Source organism: Nitrospinota bacterium (genome assembly GCA_027619975.1).
Lineage (GTDB): Bacteria > Nitrospinota > Nitrospinia > Nitrospinales > VA-1 > JADFGI01.
On sequence record JAQCGX010000004.1, the window covers coordinates 89750 to 104986 of the forward strand.

Annotated in this window: 16 protein-coding genes; 7 read left to right on the forward strand and 9 right to left on the reverse strand. The window is 48.7% G+C overall.

Annotated features, from left to right (window positions below):
* Window positions 1-277: 277 nt before the first annotated feature.
* Window positions 278-1063: a hypothetical protein gene (locus tag O3C58_02375; GenBank protein MDA0690711.1), complete on the reverse strand. Its 786-nt coding sequence runs from the start codon at window positions 1061-1063 to the stop codon at window positions 278-280.
* Window positions 1064-1471: 408 nt separating this feature from the next.
* Window positions 1472-2077, reverse strand: coding sequence for a hypothetical protein (locus O3C58_02380; GenBank protein MDA0690712.1), 606 nt, complete (start codon window positions 2075-2077; stop codon window positions 1472-1474).
* 192 nt (window positions 2078-2269) lie between these two features.
* Between O3C58_02380 and O3C58_02385 the strand changes: the two genes are divergently transcribed.
* From O3C58_02385 to O3C58_02395, 3 genes are all read left to right on the forward strand, one after another.
* Entirely contained in the window at window positions 2270-2791 is a 522-nt protein-coding gene (locus O3C58_02385; protein ID MDA0690713.1) for a flagellin, read from the forward strand.
* Between the two features lie 63 nt (window positions 2792-2854).
* Complete coding sequence (locus tag O3C58_02390) at window positions 2855-3121, forward strand: flagellin (GenBank protein MDA0690714.1); 267 nt, start codon at window positions 2855-2857, stop codon at window positions 3119-3121.
* A gap of 142 nt (window positions 3122-3263) precedes the next feature.
* Complete coding sequence (locus O3C58_02395; GenBank protein ID MDA0690715.1) at window positions 3264-3464, forward strand: hypothetical protein; 201 nt, start codon at window positions 3264-3266, stop codon at window positions 3462-3464.
* Window positions 3465-3627: 163 nt separating this feature from the next.
* On the opposite strand, the gene O3C58_02400 is transcribed toward O3C58_02395, so the two are convergent.
* The 6 genes from O3C58_02400 to rpmH all read right to left on the reverse strand — a co-directional run bounded on the left by O3C58_02400 (window position 3628) and on the right by rpmH (window position 8877).
* Entirely contained in the window at window positions 3628-4686 is a 1059-nt protein-coding gene (locus O3C58_02400) for a sigma-54 dependent transcriptional regulator (GenBank protein MDA0690716.1), read from the reverse strand.
* Between the two features lie 176 nt (window positions 4687-4862).
* Entirely contained in the window at window positions 4863-6239 is a 1377-nt protein-coding gene (gene mnmE / locus O3C58_02405; GenBank protein ID MDA0690717.1) for a tRNA uridine-5-carboxymethylaminomethyl(34) synthesis GTPase MnmE, read from the reverse strand.
* Window positions 6240-6468: 229 nt separating this feature from the next.
* Window positions 6469-8112 (reverse strand): membrane protein insertase YidC, encoded by a 1644-nt coding sequence (gene yidC / locus O3C58_02410; protein MDA0690718.1) that lies wholly within the window; start codon window positions 8110-8112, stop codon window positions 6469-6471.
* Window positions 8113-8138: 26 nt separating this feature from the next.
* Window positions 8139-8351 carry a membrane protein insertion efficiency factor YidD gene (gene yidD, locus O3C58_02415; GenBank protein ID MDA0690719.1) on the reverse strand — a complete coding sequence of 71 codons (213 nt, stop codon included), beginning with the start codon at window positions 8349-8351 and terminating at the stop codon, window positions 8139-8141.
* A gap of 43 nt (window positions 8352-8394) precedes the next feature.
* Window positions 8395-8739: a ribonuclease P protein component gene (rnpA, locus tag O3C58_02420; GenBank protein MDA0690720.1), complete on the reverse strand. Its 345-nt coding sequence runs from the start codon at window positions 8737-8739 to the stop codon at window positions 8395-8397.
* 3 nt (window positions 8740-8742) lie between these two features.
* Window positions 8743-8877, reverse strand: coding sequence for a 50S ribosomal protein L34 (rpmH, locus tag O3C58_02425; protein ID MDA0690721.1), 135 nt, complete (start codon window positions 8875-8877; stop codon window positions 8743-8745).
* 323 nt (window positions 8878-9200) lie between these two features.
* On the opposite strand from rpmH, the gene pal reads away from it, so the two are divergent.
* The gene (gene pal / locus O3C58_02430; GenBank protein MDA0690722.1) at window positions 9201-10793 is read left to right on the forward strand and encodes a peptidoglycan-associated lipoprotein Pal; all 1593 of its coding nucleotides are present in this window, start codon (window positions 9201-9203) and stop codon (window positions 10791-10793) included.
* On the opposite strand, the gene tyrS is transcribed toward pal, so the two are convergent.
* Window positions 10786-11997 (reverse strand): tyrosine--tRNA ligase, encoded by a 1212-nt coding sequence (gene tyrS / locus O3C58_02435; protein MDA0690723.1) that lies wholly within the window; start codon window positions 11995-11997, stop codon window positions 10786-10788. The two genes, pal and tyrS, sit on opposite strands and share 8 nt — an antisense overlap.
* Window positions 11998-12087: 90 nt before the next feature.
* Between tyrS and O3C58_02440 the strand changes: the two genes are divergently transcribed.
* From O3C58_02440 to O3C58_02450, 3 genes are read left to right on the forward strand one after another with little or no spacing between them, the layout of a single operon-like run.
* On the forward strand, window positions 12088-12525 hold the full coding sequence (locus O3C58_02440) for a hypothetical protein (protein MDA0690724.1): 438 nt from the start codon (window positions 12088-12090) through the stop codon (window positions 12523-12525).
* A gap of 38 nt (window positions 12526-12563) precedes the next feature.
* Complete coding sequence (hutH, locus tag O3C58_02445) at window positions 12564-14093, forward strand: histidine ammonia-lyase (protein MDA0690725.1); 1530 nt, start codon at window positions 12564-12566, stop codon at window positions 14091-14093.
* Complete coding sequence (locus O3C58_02450; GenBank protein ID MDA0690726.1) at window positions 14090-15199, forward strand: hypothetical protein; 1110 nt, start codon at window positions 14090-14092, stop codon at window positions 15197-15199. The genes hutH and O3C58_02450 overlap by 4 nt, the downstream gene beginning before the upstream one ends.
* The last annotated feature ends 38 nt before the right edge of the window (window positions 15200-15237 follow it).

Consider the following 15237-nt stretch of genomic DNA (forward strand, 5'->3'; position numbering starts at 1 on the left):
AACGCCCGCCTCGCCGGTGTCGCGCAGATACAATTCGACTTTGGCTTCCAATAACCTGTTGAAGCCAGACCAGAATCCGGCAGGCTCCATTCAGGTGCAACGTGGCTGAAACCTAACCTTCTTAATGAATTGGGGGCGACCAACCATTCCAATTCTGGTAGAAGGTTTTCCCTCACCACCAGCCATTCGGTTGGAGATGAGGTTTGTCAGCTGTCTCCTCTAAGACATGTTTCCCTGAGAGAACCCCGATCAGCGTGACGCTGGCGGGCGTGGTATTTTATATTAAATTATCTATATTTTGCCCGGTTTCCGTTTGCGCGCTGACCGGGCTCGGGGGTTTCTTGCTACTTCCCTCCTGATCGTTTTTCACACTACTCGCTGTTGACTTGGCCGATTCCGACCCGGTAGAAGCATCTGATTGAATGATTCTTTGCGACGGAGCCTCCAACGCAGGTTCCTTCGCCGCCTCTGCTTTTTCCCGCTGGTGTTCAATCTCATCCACGGATTCAGCCACAATTTGCGGCTCTATTTTCACCTCATCCTTGGTTTGAAATTCCCGCAACTGCACTTCCGGGTTTTTTCTGTCAGAAGCCTGTTGTTCAATAATTCTGGAATTCTTGTCCGCTCCACTGGGTTGCACCCGGTTGCTCTTGCTTTCATCGATGCCATTGCTACTTTTCCCGGAAGAGTCTTCCGTTTTAGCCTGAACAGCGGCTTCGTCAGAATCACGGACTCCCCTGGCGTTGCTATTTTGCAGATCTCTTAATTTTTGCGCCGACCCGCGCTCATTTTCAATCTGTTCCTTTTCAGGGCGCAGGTTGTCCACATTCCTTTTACCTTCATCGATTCGGCTACCTCTGCCTTGCTCCTGGGCTTCCTGGCTGATGCGAACCTTATCCTCCTCTTTAGCGACCTGTCGGGCCGCTTTCGCCTGCGCCTGGGTCACCACACGCTTACTTCCGGTATTCTCCTCGGCTTCCTTGCGAATTGAACTCGAACGCCTTGTCTGCAAAGGACCGAAAGCATCCGGGGAACTCGCTGACGACTCACTCACCTGTACCATTATCGTTTCCTCCAAAAAGTAACTTAAACAACCAAGAACACGATCCCCTTACCCCGGAACACACTCAAAACAACAAAAATCAACTAACTAAAACATTTGAAAAACCGCCACTAAAGTTTTATGCTTATATGCCGATAGTATGATTAGGATAATTATTAGATAAATTTTATTTTACCTAAAAAAAACCACACCCAAGGCGCTTCCAAATCTCGTCTCATAAAAAAGTTAGGGGATCACACAGGGCTTATCGGAAAAAATCCGCAAAACTTTACCCCTAGTTTACTTTTTTATTCAAAAAATTCAAATAGTTAGAGAACTTTTTCGGGTTGGAAAGAGAAAAGGAGGGGAAAACCTATACAAAACCGATGCTTGCAATTTTTCCGGTTCTGGGGGAATTATTCGGGGTTTTTAGTTTTTATCGCCAAGGATTTTCGGCAGGTACTCGTCCCATTCGGTATAGTGCGGCAGAATTTCATATTCCAACAAATCCGCAAGCAGCACCCAATCATTATTTTTATTGGCCTCTACCATTTGCCGGGTCCATTCCACGAGCTTTTCTTGCCGGGCCTCGAAGTTTTTTCTATCCAACACGACCGCTTCCGTCTGCAAATCATCCACTTTTTCAATGGTATCCATGACTTCAGAAAACCAATCCATGCCATCGATTATATTAATGAAGAATTTGTTGGCCTCCTGCTCACTTCCCGATCGGAAAAGATCCGCGGCTTTTTGAATGCCGGGAAGCAATTTTTTCAGATAATTCTGGGCATTGATGATATTTTTTTCCAGAATTTCATTTAAAGAGGCAATTTCTGTTTCCAGCGTCTCAATTTGAGAAACTGGAGTTTGGCGGGTTTCTGCGGAATCGTAGGCAACGACCGCATCATTCAAGCGAATATTACTGAAAAAATTTCCCTGCCCCGGTTCTTTGGCAAGGAGTTGGTCCAGAAGTTCTCCTAAAGTTCCCCCCTGGAAAGAGGGCGTGTTTTCCACACCGTTAACAAATATTTTCATCAAACCTCCACGCGAGCGTATTATCGGACCTTGCAAGGCGCATATTTTAATCCTTGTTCCGATCCATTGCAACATTCAATAAAGTTTGAATAATCGTCCCTTGAGAGACAATACATTGACAACCCTCGAAATTGTTTTTAATCTGTTAATTCCTTCTATTTATTGATCTATTAGTTTTCAGAGGCTCAGGGAATGATCGAACCTATAAATTCAGGCGGCATCAATCGGCTCCTCAATAGTATCGAAAAAAACAAATCCGGGCTGGGAAAGTCTTTGGAAAAAATCGCCTCCGGTCGACGTTTGAATCGGGCGGGGGAAGACCCTGCCGCAAATGCCATCGCCACTCAATTGCGTTCGGACATTCGCGCCCTGGGTCAAGCGGTTCGCAATGTCGATTCCGGGTCAAATTTTATCCGCTCTGCTGAAGGCGGGCTGAACACCATTTCGGAACTCACCGCTCGTGGCCGGGAACTGGCCTTACAAGCCGCAAACGGGACAATGGGCGATACCGAAAGACAAACCTTGAATGCAGAGTTCTCGCAGATAAAAAGCGAAATCGATCGAATTTCCAGCTCCAGTGAATTCAACGGGCAAAAGCTTCTGGACGGCTCCTTAAGCGCCCAATCCACCACACCTGTCGAAATTCAGGCCGGAACCGGGAGCGGCCCGGAAGACCGCATCAGCCTGAATGTCGTTGAAGCCACAGACACATAATCCTTAGGGATCAGTTCTACCGACCTATCCAGCGCAGATTCTGCCCGCCAGGCCCTGGGAGACCTGGACCAGGCGGCGGCAAGTGTGGCGGCATCCAGGGGACAGATTGGAGCTGTGGCCAACCGGTTAGTCACGACCACCAACGGGCTGGGATCGGAAATCGAAAACCTGACCCGGTCGGAATCCGCCCTGGCGGATACGGATCTGGCCCTGGAAATTTCAGATTTACAACGCGGAATTTCCTTATTTCAAACCTCCATAAAAACGCTGGCCACCTCCCTGCAACAAAATGAGCGGGCTACCGGCCGTCTCCTGAATTTTAGCGTCTGACCCACCCGCCAAGAGCCTACAGCTGTTGCCTTTAGCTGTTGCCTTTTCTCATTTTCTCGATTGGTTCTTGACCCCTTCTTCCCGAAATGATATTAAATGACACTTTCATAAGTATGGGAAATATTATTCTGGAGAGGATTCAATGGAAGTCAATACGATTAAAATTGAGATCAGGAAACACCATGTGACCCCAGGGGTGAATGTTCTGGACCTGGTCATTGATGCCAATGGTGAGAAAATTGTCAAGCAGACCCAGCATAAGGATACGGATAAGTCGTACCAGCATTTTGTCAAAGAAGCGATTCGGATTGGCAAGGAGTTGGCCGAAGCCCGGATTGAATGATCGGCTTGCATATTACAAGTACCCCCCACCCCGCGTGATTTCTCATGGGTGCCTGCGCAACGAAAACCGGCGCCCCCGCCTTTGATTCTATTTACCAAGGGGTCTTAAAAAGGGTTGCGGACAGAAATAACTCTGGAGTTTCGGAAGATTTTTCAGTGAGGGGTCAGAAAACCGCTTCACGCGTGATGTTCATTTTCTTTAGTTTCTCGACAAGCGTGGTCCGATTCAGGCCGAGAAGACCGGCGGCCTTGTTTTTCACCCAATCGGTTTTTTCGAGAGCTTCCAGGATCAGTCCCTTTTCAAAGTTCTCAACCGCTCTTTTCAGGTTCATGCCTTCATCGGGCAGACTCATGGAGTAGGTTTTTCGCAATGAATTTTGCAGAACCTGAGCCGGGCTTTCATCGAGTTCGGGTTCTTCGAGGGACACCCAATTGGCTCTCGGAGTTTCGCCAAAAACTTTTTCAGGCAAATCCCGAGGGCCGATTACAGAGTCAGGACTGAGAACAACCATCCTCTCAATGAAGTTTGCCAGTTCCCGGATATTTCCCGGCCATTCATAATTCATCAGAATCCCCATTGCTTCCTCACTCATACTTTTCTCGAAACCACACCTTGCCTTATTGAATTGGTTCAGAAAATAGCTGACAAGGAGAGGAATGTCCGATCCTCTTTCTCTAAGCGGAGGGATAAAAATCGGAATGATATTGAGACGGTAATACAGATCCTCGCGGAACTTTCCGTTTTGCACGGCCTGTTCCAGATTTCTGTGTGTTGCGGCAACGACCCGAACATCTATAGGGATGGCTTTGGAACCGCCGATGCGATCGATCTCACGTTCCGACAAAACCCTTAAAAGCTTTACCTGCAAGGTCATTGGCATGTCGCCAATTTCATCGAGAAAAATCGTGCCTTCGTTGGCCAGTTCCATACGGCCGATGCGGGCATTGATGGCGCCGGTGAACGCGCCTTTTTCGTAACCGAAGAGCTCGCTTTCTAATAGTTCGTGGGGGATGGCGGCACAGTTGACGGCGATGAAAGGTTTGGTGGCGCGCAAGCTGTTGGCGTGCAAAGCGCGCGCAACTAACTCCTTACCCGTTCCACTTTCACCAAAAACCATTACTGTGCTGGTTGCCGGAGCCGCCTTTTCGATGATCTCAAAGACTTCTCGGATGGGTTTGCTTTCGCCTATTATTTGGAAGGAGCCTGTGCGCGAGGTAATCATAAATTTGAACTCATTATATCCACAACCTAATGATTGTCAAAAAAAACAGCGTCAAAATTCTCGCAATCACACAGAAATTAATTTTAACTTTCACATAACTTTAATTATTTAATATCCTTCAGCCTCTCAAAAATATAATCGAAAAAAAATAATTTTCATTCATATTTAGCAAAAAATTATTTACCGATACAAAATTCACCAAAAATTTGATCCAGCAGATCCTCTTCAAATGTTTTTCCTAAAATGGATCCGATACGATCCATAGCAAAACTCACATCCACAGCAACAAACTCTTCTGATAAATTTTGTTCGAATGAGTCGCAAGATTTTTTAAGCGCAAGATTTGCTTCCACCAAACATTGCCGATGCCTTTCCCGGGTGATGACCAGAGTTTCCTGAAGAGAAATATCACCCATCACAAATTGATAAATGGCTTCGCAAAGTTCATCCACTCCGGTTCCATCTTTGGCGGAAATTCTGAGAGCTTCTTCATCAGGAAATAGAGATCGTAAAGTGGAGGCATCCAACCGTTCAGGAAGATCAATTTTATTGAGGATGATCCGCTTCGATTTCCCCCGCACCTCCTCGATCAGCAGGTTGTCGTTCGCGTCCAGAGGCTGGGAACTGTCAAAAATCACCAGCGCGAGATCGGCTCGCTGAACCGCCTCCCGTGCCCTCCTCATGCCTTCTTTCTCAATGAGTTCCGGGTCTTCCCGCAACCCGGCGGCATCGATGATATTGATATGAATATCCCGAATCCGCAGCCTCTCTTCAAGTGTGTCTCTGGTCGTTCCAGGCAGTGGGGTCACAATGGCCCGGTCTTCCTTAAGAAGCGCATTGAGCAGGCTGGATTTCCCTACATTAGGTTTGCCCACCAAAACCACATGGGCGCCTTCACGAAAAATTTTTCCCTGGCGATAGGTTTGGATGAGCGCTTCAAGATCTGTTTGTATCTGTTTAACTTCAGCGAGGGTTTCTTCTCTTTTTTGAAACTTCAACCCTTCCTCTGAAAAATCGATGGAGGCTTCGAGCTGAGCGAGGACGGCGAGCAACCCCTCGTACCAGCGATTCAGTTTCCCGGAAAGACTTCCCTGCAATTGCGCGACCGCCGACTTCAGCGCTCTTTCTGAAGAGGCATGGATCACATCCGTAACCGCCTCGGCTTGCGAAAGGTCCATCCTGCCATTTAAAAATGCGCGGCGGGTGAACTCTCCAGGTTCCGCCAAACGCGCCCCCTGGTCCAATAGGAGTTGCAGAATTTTTCCGGTGACAAAAAGGCCGCCATGCATGCTGACTTCAACAACATCTTCGGCGGTGTAACTTTTTGGCGCTCTAAAATAAGTCAGCAATACTTCATCCACACAAGCTTGAGATTGCGGATCAAGAATTTTTCCAAAATAAACTTTTTGCGGCACGCAATGTTGAAGGTTGGCGCCAAAGGAAGAGTGAAAAAGATTGGCGGCAATCGGTAAGGACCGGGGTCCGCTGAGGCGGATAACGCTGATACCCCCCTCACCTGCCGGGGTGGCGATGGATGCGATGGTGTCGCTCATGGCTCCTCCGCAGGGGGCGAACTGGCTCGTGAGCTCGCTACGCGGGAGGAGATGTGGGACTGACGCATGGGATTCCTTTCCATTGGCTTCATGCCCCGGAGGGGCGCGTTATGCTCACCGGCCTCGAGAACCTCAGGATAAAAAATTCAGCACGATGGAGGTCCTGTCAGCCCATAAACTCATCGCGCTAAAATATTTGCTCCAGCCCTCGGCTGGTGGGTCCAGCGGGTCAGTCCTTTGCAACCTTGTAAATATAATATTGCTGGGAGATCGTCAAAAGGTTATTGACCGTCCAGTAAATCACCAGGCCCGAAGGGAAGGACATGAACAAGAAGGTAAAAACCAGGGGCAGGAACATCATGATCTTTTGTTGCACCGGATCGCCTACTGCAGGCGAAAGCCGCTGTTGCAAAAACATGGTGACCCCCATGAGAACCGGAGTCACATAATACGGATCGCTGACGGAGAGATCCTGTATCCATCCGAAAAACGGAGCACCGCGCAATTCGATGGAAAAGAACAGGGCGTGGTACAAGGCAATAAAAACCGGGATCTGTAAAAGCATGGGCAGACACCCCCCTAGAGGATTCACCTTATACTTTTTGTACAGCTCCAGCATCTCCTCGTTGATCTTCTGACGATCGCCCTTGTTGCGCTCCTGAATCAACTTGATGTACGGCTGAACTTTTTGCATCCCCTTCATGGATTTGAAGCTCTTATGGGTCAGGGGAGAAAATATCAGCTTGATGATGACAGTCAGAAAAATAATCGACCAGCCATAATTGCCAGTGAGTCCATGAAAATATTCGAGCGTTTTGAGCAGGGGTTTGACCAGAAAAGCAAACTTGTTGCCAAACCACCCATAATCCATAAGACGAAACAGCTTGTGACCGGAATCTTCCAGAACCTGCAGTTGCTTGGTTCCTGCATAGATGAGATGAGAGGCCGAGACCGCTGACTGAACCGCCTCGAAATCCAACCCGACATACATGCGGTCCCCTTCTTTTTTCACCAGAGAGGATTTGGTCCCGCTCACAGGAATCAGCGCCACACCGAAATATTTATTCTGGAAAGCAGTCCACTGCACATCGCCCCGGTGATGCACCACATCGGTGATTTCATCAGCGGGTGTTTCAATGCGCTCATTATTCGCAAACGTGGTGGCTCCGGAAAACACAAAATAATTGGTTTGTGATTCAACCTTGCCTCCCATTGAAGGCCCCCACAAAGCCCAATATTGCAGGTTTTGGCTGGCAAACGTCGGGGCGTTGATCCGGGTCTCTACATCCACCATGAAACTGTTGTATTGAAAGATGTACTCGCGGATCACTTCCAATCCCGATTCATGCTTGAGATGAAAGGTCAGCTTTTCGGTGGGGTTGGACTCCGTCAACACCAGTGATTTGACAGATGTCTCGTAATAAGCGTTTTGCAGAACATTTGTGATTCCGGGATCAGATGATTCCAGGGAAAGAGGCCATTTATCTACGCCTTCGTGCTCCACCAGATTGACGACGTTGCCTTTATCGTCATGGTATTTAGGCAAAAGAATTTTCCGGAGCGTTCCCCCCTGGCTGGAAAATTCCATCTCGGCCTGGCCGGTGGAAACTTTCACCACCACCTCGGTACCGGGAAATTGAACTTGTGCGGGCACAGGCAAAGCTCCCTGGCTTTTATTCAGCACGGAGCCTTGAGGCGCAACACTCTCTCCCCCTGATTGCGTAAGAGGCTGGGTCGGTCGAACTTTTCCGGCCTGCTTTTGCGATACGGCTATTTTCTCAGGCGGTGGCCCCTGAACCTCCTCAAGGAAATACCCCCATCCTACAAAAACCACCAGGGACAATACGAAGGCCAGTAATACTCTATTCTCCAAGAATCATTCTCCAGGTTTTGGGTCTGTCATTTCAGGAGGTCCTTCCCTCCGTCATGATAAGGATGACATTTAAGCAATCGAACAACAATTCTTCCCAATGCCTTGTAAGCCGGGAAACGATCCAATGCCTGTGCCGAATATTCTGAGCAAGTCGGGTAGAATCTGCAGGAAGGAGTCAAAAATGGGGACACACACTTTTGATAGATTCTGATGATCTTGATTAAAAACCAGTTTATCATGGATTTTCTCAGAGGGTTCGCCGAGGCGGGAAAGCAACAAATACTATCTTTGGGAAAAAAGAGGCTTGGAAATTTTTTCTTCAAGAATTTGAACGGGAAGGGAAACCAAATCTTTTCCAGAAATGATCACAATATCCATCGCCGGCGATATGTTGTCCTTAATGCGCCGAAACACATCCCTGATTTTTCGCTTGGCCCGATTTCGAGCCACGGCGTTGCCAATTTTTTTCGAAGCGATGATGCCGAGTCTCTTCCTGTCCAACCCGTTGGGAATTGTAAAAACAGTGCAATACGTACCGACACGCTTCCTCAGGCCATCGGCCATGACCTTTTCAAACTGGTGCCTTTTGGCCAATCTCTCAGTTTTATCGAAGGAATACCGACCCATTGGCTATACGGTCAATCTTTTCCGCCCTTTCCTTCTGCGGTTGGCCAATACTTTCCTTCCTCCTACTGTGGCAGTCCTTGCCCGAAACCCGTGTGTTCGCTTCCTGCGAATATTTTTTGGTTGGTATGTTCGCTTCATAGCAATCTCTGTTTAGGCTTTACAAAAAACAAAAACCATTGAATTTTAATGGATTATCAATAAATCCACAGACCTTCTCCAACGATTTTCAAAAACGAATTATTTCATCCGTCCCCACCCCTTGTCAAGTGTGATTTCTATTTATTTTCCATCCGGCAAGCGAGTGACAATATTTTGTCACAAGTAAAAATATATGTCCAATATTAGCGCACTTGAAATAAATAAACAGCCATTTCAGTAAAAATAACAAATTTAGTTACAAAAAAAGACAATATTGGTGTAAAATATTTAGAATTAATGCCTTAATTATTTTTGGGGGTATCATGAGGGATTCAAAGCCAGACTTGCTCTTAAAGGAACAAACAATAAATTTTTCTAATGCCTGCCAGTGGGCCACAAAAATTGGGCCTTTAATTCATTGCGGGTTATTGGTTGCGTGCATTTTTCTTTTGGAAACCGCCTCCCCTGGTTGGTCTTTCGCAGGGACACAGGTAAAATTCCTTGACTCCTCCTTCAATCCTGTTGAAATCGCTCAACTCTCTCCTGGACGCGTTCAGGTTCTGGAAGGCGAGCCGGAAGATCTCAAGGGGAGCAGACTTCAGTTTACAGAGAATACTTTGGAACAGGCAGGATTCATCCTTCCTGAAACAAGCCCGGTGGGCACCATCATTAAAAGTTTTGGCGATCATCATTTTTTTGCCCTCGGGGAAATCGTTTACCTCGATATTGGCCTTTCGGATGGCACTACAAAAGGCAGCAAGTTCACCATATTTTCCAAGGTAAGGCCCATCCTTCATCCCGCTATCCAGGGAACTGAGCTCATAGGAATTTCAGGCTATGAAAGACCCCTGGCACAACCTCACCCCACTTATTATTCTCGCGCTGGAAAAAAGATGGGACATCTGGTTCATCCGCTTGGAACTCTGGAAATACTCGAATCGACAGAAAAATCGTCAAAAGCAATCATCAGAGAATCCTACAACCCGATCAAAGTCGGGGATTTTGTCACCCCCTTTGAAAAACTGAGCGCCCCACCCCGTCTTCCCGAAGCCAAAGGGGACGAAAGCCTGGAGGCCTACGTGATCGCCTTCAAGCGGGAACATTATATAGGAGGGCTGAATGAAATCCTTTATATCGACCGCGGCAGTAACGACAAGGTAATTCCTGGCGACCGGTTTGAAGTTTACGTAACACCTAACCTGGTAATGGACAAAACGTGGAATGAACTCGCCCCCAAGAGAGTTCCCTTGATCCCCCAGGTGGTTGCTGAAGTGCAGGTGCTGGACACCCAGAAGGAAACATCCACCGCCATCGTCATCTCCGGTTTCCATTCTATTCCTTTAGGAGCGATGGCCCGTTATAAGCCTGTGGATATAATTTCCCCTCCCTTATTAGACGTCGCGGCGTTACAGGATGCACCTCTCTACGCATCTGCGGACATAGACATGCCGCTGGAACAAGCCCAGGAACCATTGCCTGTAGAGGAACCTTTCGCAGATTTAGACCCGGCAATGCTTGAGGGAGAAGAAATTGAAGATGCTGAATTGCTGGCCTATTCCCCAACTGAGGGATTAGAGGATATTCATTTTAAGTTTGACCAGTACGATCTGGATGACATGTCTCGCAAAACTCTGCTGACAAATGTTGAATATTTACAAAAGTATCCAAATATTCAAATCCGGGTTGAAGGCTATTGTGATGAGCGGGGAACCAACAATTACAACCTTGCTCTCGGAGAACGGCGGGCGAATTCAGTCAAAAGCTTTCTTTCCTCGCAGGGCATTGAAGAACACCGGGTGCAACTGATCAGTTATGGGGAGGAAAAACCATTCTGCATGGCTAGTGAGGAGTCCTGCTGGAGCCAGAACCGGAGAGTTCATTTTATGGCCAGCGGATCGAACCTGCCGGTCAACTAGATGTGATTTTAAGAAACCGTTTCTTGCCTACTTTGATGAGGTAGTCCTGGTTTCCTTCCAGCTGCAAATCTTTATCGGAAACTTTTTGGCCGTTCACGGTAACCGCGCCCTGCTTAATCAACCTCTGGGCGGCGGACGTGCTCTCGGTCAGAGAGTGTTCGGCTAAAACTTTACAAATCCACCGCGCATCCGGGCCCCAGGTTTTCGCTTCAGGAATGTCATCGGGAATTTCCTTTTTCTTAAATACATTTTCAAATTCACGAGCCGCATGTTCAGCGGCGTCTGGAGAATGATACCGGCTGACGATTTCCTTGGCCAGTTTCACCTTGGCATTTTTAGGATTGAGTTCCCCCGTTTTCGCTTGCGCTTGCAGTCCTTCGAGTTCTTTGTCCGAGATATCGCTCAACAATTGAAAGTAACGCCACATCAATTCGTCAGAGATCGATAGGGTCTTGCCGAACATTTCTGCGGGCGAGTCCAGCACGCCGATGCTGTTGCCCAGGCTCTTGCTCATTTTCTGAACGCCATCGGTTCCTTCCAGGAGCGGCATGGTGAGCACCGTTTGCGGCGCCACTCCATAGGAACGCTGCATATCCCTTCCCACCAATAAATTGAATTTTTGATCCGTACCTCCCAACTCCACATCGGCCTTTAAAGCTACTGAATCATATCCCTGAATCAAGGGGTAAAATAATTCGTGGATGGAAATCGGCAGTTGGTTCGCCATGCGTTTCTGAAAATCGTCCCGCTCCAGCATACGGGCGACCGTGTAGCGGGCGGCCAGAGAGATCATCTCCTGGGACGTGAACTTGTTCATCCATTCGCTGTTGTAGGCCACCGTGGTTTTATCCGCATCCAGAATCTTGAAAACCTGATCCAGGTAAGTTTCAGCATTGGATTTGACTTCTTCCAGAGTGAGACTTTTCCGGGTTTCGGATTTTCCGGTGGGGTCGCCGATCATGGCGGTAAAATCGCCGATCAAAAAGATCACTTCATGACCGAGGCTCTGAAACTGCCGCATCTTATGAAGCAAGACCGTATGACCGAGGTGCAGGTCGGGTGCCGTGGGGTCAAAGCCCGCCTTGACTCGAAGGGGCGTGCCTGTTTTAATGGATTTCTCCAATTGTTCGGTGAGCTCTTTTTCATCAATGAGCTCAGTCGCTCCCCGGCGGATTATTTTCAGTTGGTCTTGAACAGAAAGCATCTTAAATTATAAGGATCAATATTTAGACTGATGATGGATTCAGGGGATCAGCGGATAAGAAAGCATTCTACTGACACTATATGCAGGGTTTTGAATATCATACCCGAACGGAAACTGCAAGCCGGGGACTTATTTCAGGAAGAGGGGTGCATGGATCTGGAGATCGCCGAGACGAACAGCATCACCAACAAGCGGCTCAAAAAATTTCAAGTGGCCGGCTACGGTTTTCTGGGGTTGAGTAGTATTTATATTGCCCTGGCCTGGGGGTTCATGCCGCCTTTTTTCCCGGAGTTCCCCAAGGCAATATTCTGGCCGCTGGTGCTGGCGCTGGTTTTGTTTCTTACCAAACAAGTTTTGAATCAACGCATCCGCTGGGTAAAGACCCTGGCTGTCTTATCGGGCCTGCGTTTCTTAGGTTCAACTGGATTGATTCTGGGAGGAGATTATCTGCCGGTCGTGCCTTATTTTCTTCCCTGTTTTATTTTGTCTTTCTATCTTCTCGGCAGGGCCGGCTGGAACTGGCCTTGAGGAATAACTGGACTACCGCAAAAGCTAATATTTAAATCATGAAAAAACTTGTTCTGGATGGTGAAAGCCTCACGTTGGAAACTCTGGTAAGGGTTGTGGACCCTGACACGCAAATCCGCGTGGCCCCTGCCTGCCGACATAAAGTCCAGAAATCGCGCGAGGTCATCAATAAGGCGATTCGCGGGGGAGAGCCGGTTTACGGAATCACCACCGGGTTCGGCGCTTTAAGCGATGTCTTTATCTCCAGAGACAAAGGCAAGCTATTGCAAAAAAATATTTTAATGAGCCACGCCGCCGGCGTCGGCAACCCCTTGCCTGATGCAATCGTCCGGCTGGTCATGGCGTTGATGATCAACAGCAAGGCCAAAGGCTATTCCGGGTTGCGCTGGACCACGCTTAAAACTCTGGTCGATGTTTTCAATAGCGGAATCATTCCTGAGGTTCCAGAAAAGGGGTCGGTGGGAGCCAGTGGCGATTTGGCACCCCTGGCGCATTTGTCTCTGGTTTTGATTGGCCGGGGCAAGGCGCGCTTTCAAGACGGGCGTTGGATATCCGGAGGTACCGCTTTAAAACGAGAAAAAATCGATCCCGTGGTTTTGGCGGAAGGAGAAGGGCTGGCTCTCATCAACGGCACCCAGGTGATGACTGCCATCGGTGTCTGGACGCTACATCAAGCAATACAGTTAGCCAAAATCGCCGATATCGCCGCTTCCATGAGTCTTGAGGTTTTACTCGGAACCAACACCCAACTGCACAAAAGAATTCACCGCATACGTCCTCACCCCGGCCAGATTCAATCCGCCGCCAACATGCGGCAAATCACCGACGCCAGCGAGATCATCACCTCGCATAAAGACTGCAAGCGTATTCAGGATGCCTATTCCTTACGGTGCACGCCGCAGGTCCACGGAGCCAGCCGCGACACGATTGAATTCGCGCATCGGACCCTTGCAACGGAAATCAATTCCGCCACCGAAAACCCTCTGGTGTTTCCAGACGGGCAAATCCTGTCGGGAGGAAATTTCCACGGGCAACCCATCGCTCTGGCCATGGATCATCTCGCCGTGGCGTTGGCGGAATTTGCCAGCATCTCGGAGCGGCGCATCGAGCGCATGGTCAACCCCACTCTCAGCGGTCTGCCCTCGTTTTTGATCCAGGAAGGCGGGCTCAACTCCGGGTTCATGATCGCGCAGTACACGGCGGCGGCCCTGGTTTCGGAAAACAAGGTGCTGGCGCATCCCGCTTCGGTGGATTCCATCCCCACGTCCGCCAATAAGGAGGACCATGTCAGCATGGGGACGATTGCGGCGCGAAAGGCAAAGGATATTCTGGAAAATTTAAAGCATGTGATCGCCATCGAACTGCTGTGCGCGGCGCAGGGTCTGGACCTGCTCACCAACCTGAAACCGGGCAAAGGAACTCTGGCGGCTTACGAAGTGATCAGGCGACACGTGAGCCACATGAAAACAGACCGGGAGTTATCCCCGGATATTGAAACCATTACCAAAATCATCGACACAGGCGATGTTATCGAAACCGTGGAAAAAGCCTGCGGTGCGTTATCGTGAGTAACACCTCTATTTTCGTCACGACCCCGGACCGGCTGCCGTTGCTGACGGATCACGGTCGCGCCTTTTCAGGCTTACATCATTCCAGCTCACCAGAGCTGGTCGAGCGCGTTCAACAGTTTTTTTCTCATTTGGATCCGTCTTTAGGTTTTCCCAATAGTGAGGAAGGCAAACGGCATCAGGATTGTTTCAATTTGATTTTACGCTCGGCGTATCCTGAGTTGATGCTGGATCTCGCGGACCTGATTTACGTCCAGCATGAGCGCCCCGCTGTTTTCCTGAATTTTGACCACATCAACATCAATCTCAGAAAAGACCGTTCGGTGGATTATGCCGACCTTCCCGAGCTGAACCAGAAAATGGAAGCGCTGTTCCAGGAATTGACCCGAACGCTTAAAGCCGATCCCCAATTTCGTGATGACCCTGAAATCATACGGCTGTTGAGCGAAAGCTACAGCTATTACATGTTTCAAACGGAAAACTTCCCCTGGGATGAAGCCCTTCCGGAACTGCCTGCGAACCTGAAAAACCCGCTCATGGATATCGCCACCGGGTTGACCGGATACAACAGGATTCATCAATGGCCAGCTACACACCCAACACTTTATTTAACGGACAACATGCCGTTCATCGTCGAGGGCCTGAAGCATTACAAAAGCCTGACGAAGAAAAACAACATCGAAATTCTAAAAGCAGAATTCGGCGCTGAAGATCCCGAGGTTCCGGCTCTCGGCGAAATCTGGGCCAATAAATTTCTGCACCACCTCAAACGTCAGGAACGACAGAAGTTTTTGCATTGGGCCATGCAAGCGTTGAGCCCTGGCGGGACTCTGCAAATTCTGGACACCGACCTGGAACATCGAATACTAAAAAAAGGCAAAGAACCTGACTTTAAAGGAAAGTTGATTCCGGGATATCTGGAAACTCTGGTGACGATCGAAGGGGACTTTTGCGAAACGCTGATCAGCGATACAAAACAGGCGGGGTTCAAGGTCACGCATTTTGATTTCAATAAATACCACGATGAAACCGACGCCTACAGCCTGTTTCCGGGCGACGATATTTCCATCGATTTCCTGGGATTTGAGATCGTCGCGGAAAAGTGATTGAAGGGCACTTCTAAAAATTGACAACGGCACCGAAT

What these genes read in the sequence shown, in the direction of transcription:
- O3C58_02375 (MDA0690711.1), bottom strand. Translation starts at nt 1,063, where the DNA reads ATGGTACAGGTGAGTGAGTCGTCAGCGAGTTCCCCGGATGCTTTCGGT.
- O3C58_02380 (MDA0690712.1), bottom strand. Translation starts at nt 2,077, where the DNA reads ATGAAAATATTTGTTAACGGTGTGGAAAACACGCCCTCTTTCCAGGGG.
- O3C58_02385 (MDA0690713.1), top strand. Translation starts at nt 2,270, where the DNA reads ATGATCGAACCTATAAATTCAGGCGGCATCAATCGGCTCCTCAATAGT.
- O3C58_02395 (MDA0690715.1), top strand. Translation starts at nt 3,264, where the DNA reads ATGGAAGTCAATACGATTAAAATTGAGATCAGGAAACACCATGTGACC.
- O3C58_02400 (MDA0690716.1), bottom strand. Translation starts at nt 4,686, where the DNA reads ATGATTACCTCGCGCACAGGCTCCTTCCAAATAATAGGCGAAAGCAAA.
- mnmE (MDA0690717.1), bottom strand. Translation starts at nt 6,239, where the DNA reads ATGAGCGACACCATCGCATCCATCGCCACCCCGGCAGGTGAGGGGGGT.
- yidD (MDA0690719.1), bottom strand. Translation starts at nt 8,351, where the DNA reads ATGATAAACTGGTTTTTAATCAAGATCATCAGAATCTATCAAAAGTGT.
- rnpA (MDA0690720.1), bottom strand. Translation starts at nt 8,739, where the DNA reads ATGGGTCGGTATTCCTTCGATAAAACTGAGAGATTGGCCAAAAGGCAC.
- rpmH (MDA0690721.1), bottom strand. Translation starts at nt 8,877, where the DNA reads ATGAAGCGAACATACCAACCAAAAAATATTCGCAGGAAGCGAACACAC.
- pal (MDA0690722.1), top strand. Translation starts at nt 9,201, where the DNA reads ATGAGGGATTCAAAGCCAGACTTGCTCTTAAAGGAACAAACAATAAAT.
- tyrS (MDA0690723.1), bottom strand. Translation starts at nt 11,997, where the DNA reads ATGCTTTCTGTTCAAGACCAACTGAAAATAATCCGCCGGGGAGCGACT.
- hutH (MDA0690725.1), top strand. Translation starts at nt 12,564, where the DNA reads ATGAAAAAACTTGTTCTGGATGGTGAAAGCCTCACGTTGGAAACTCTG.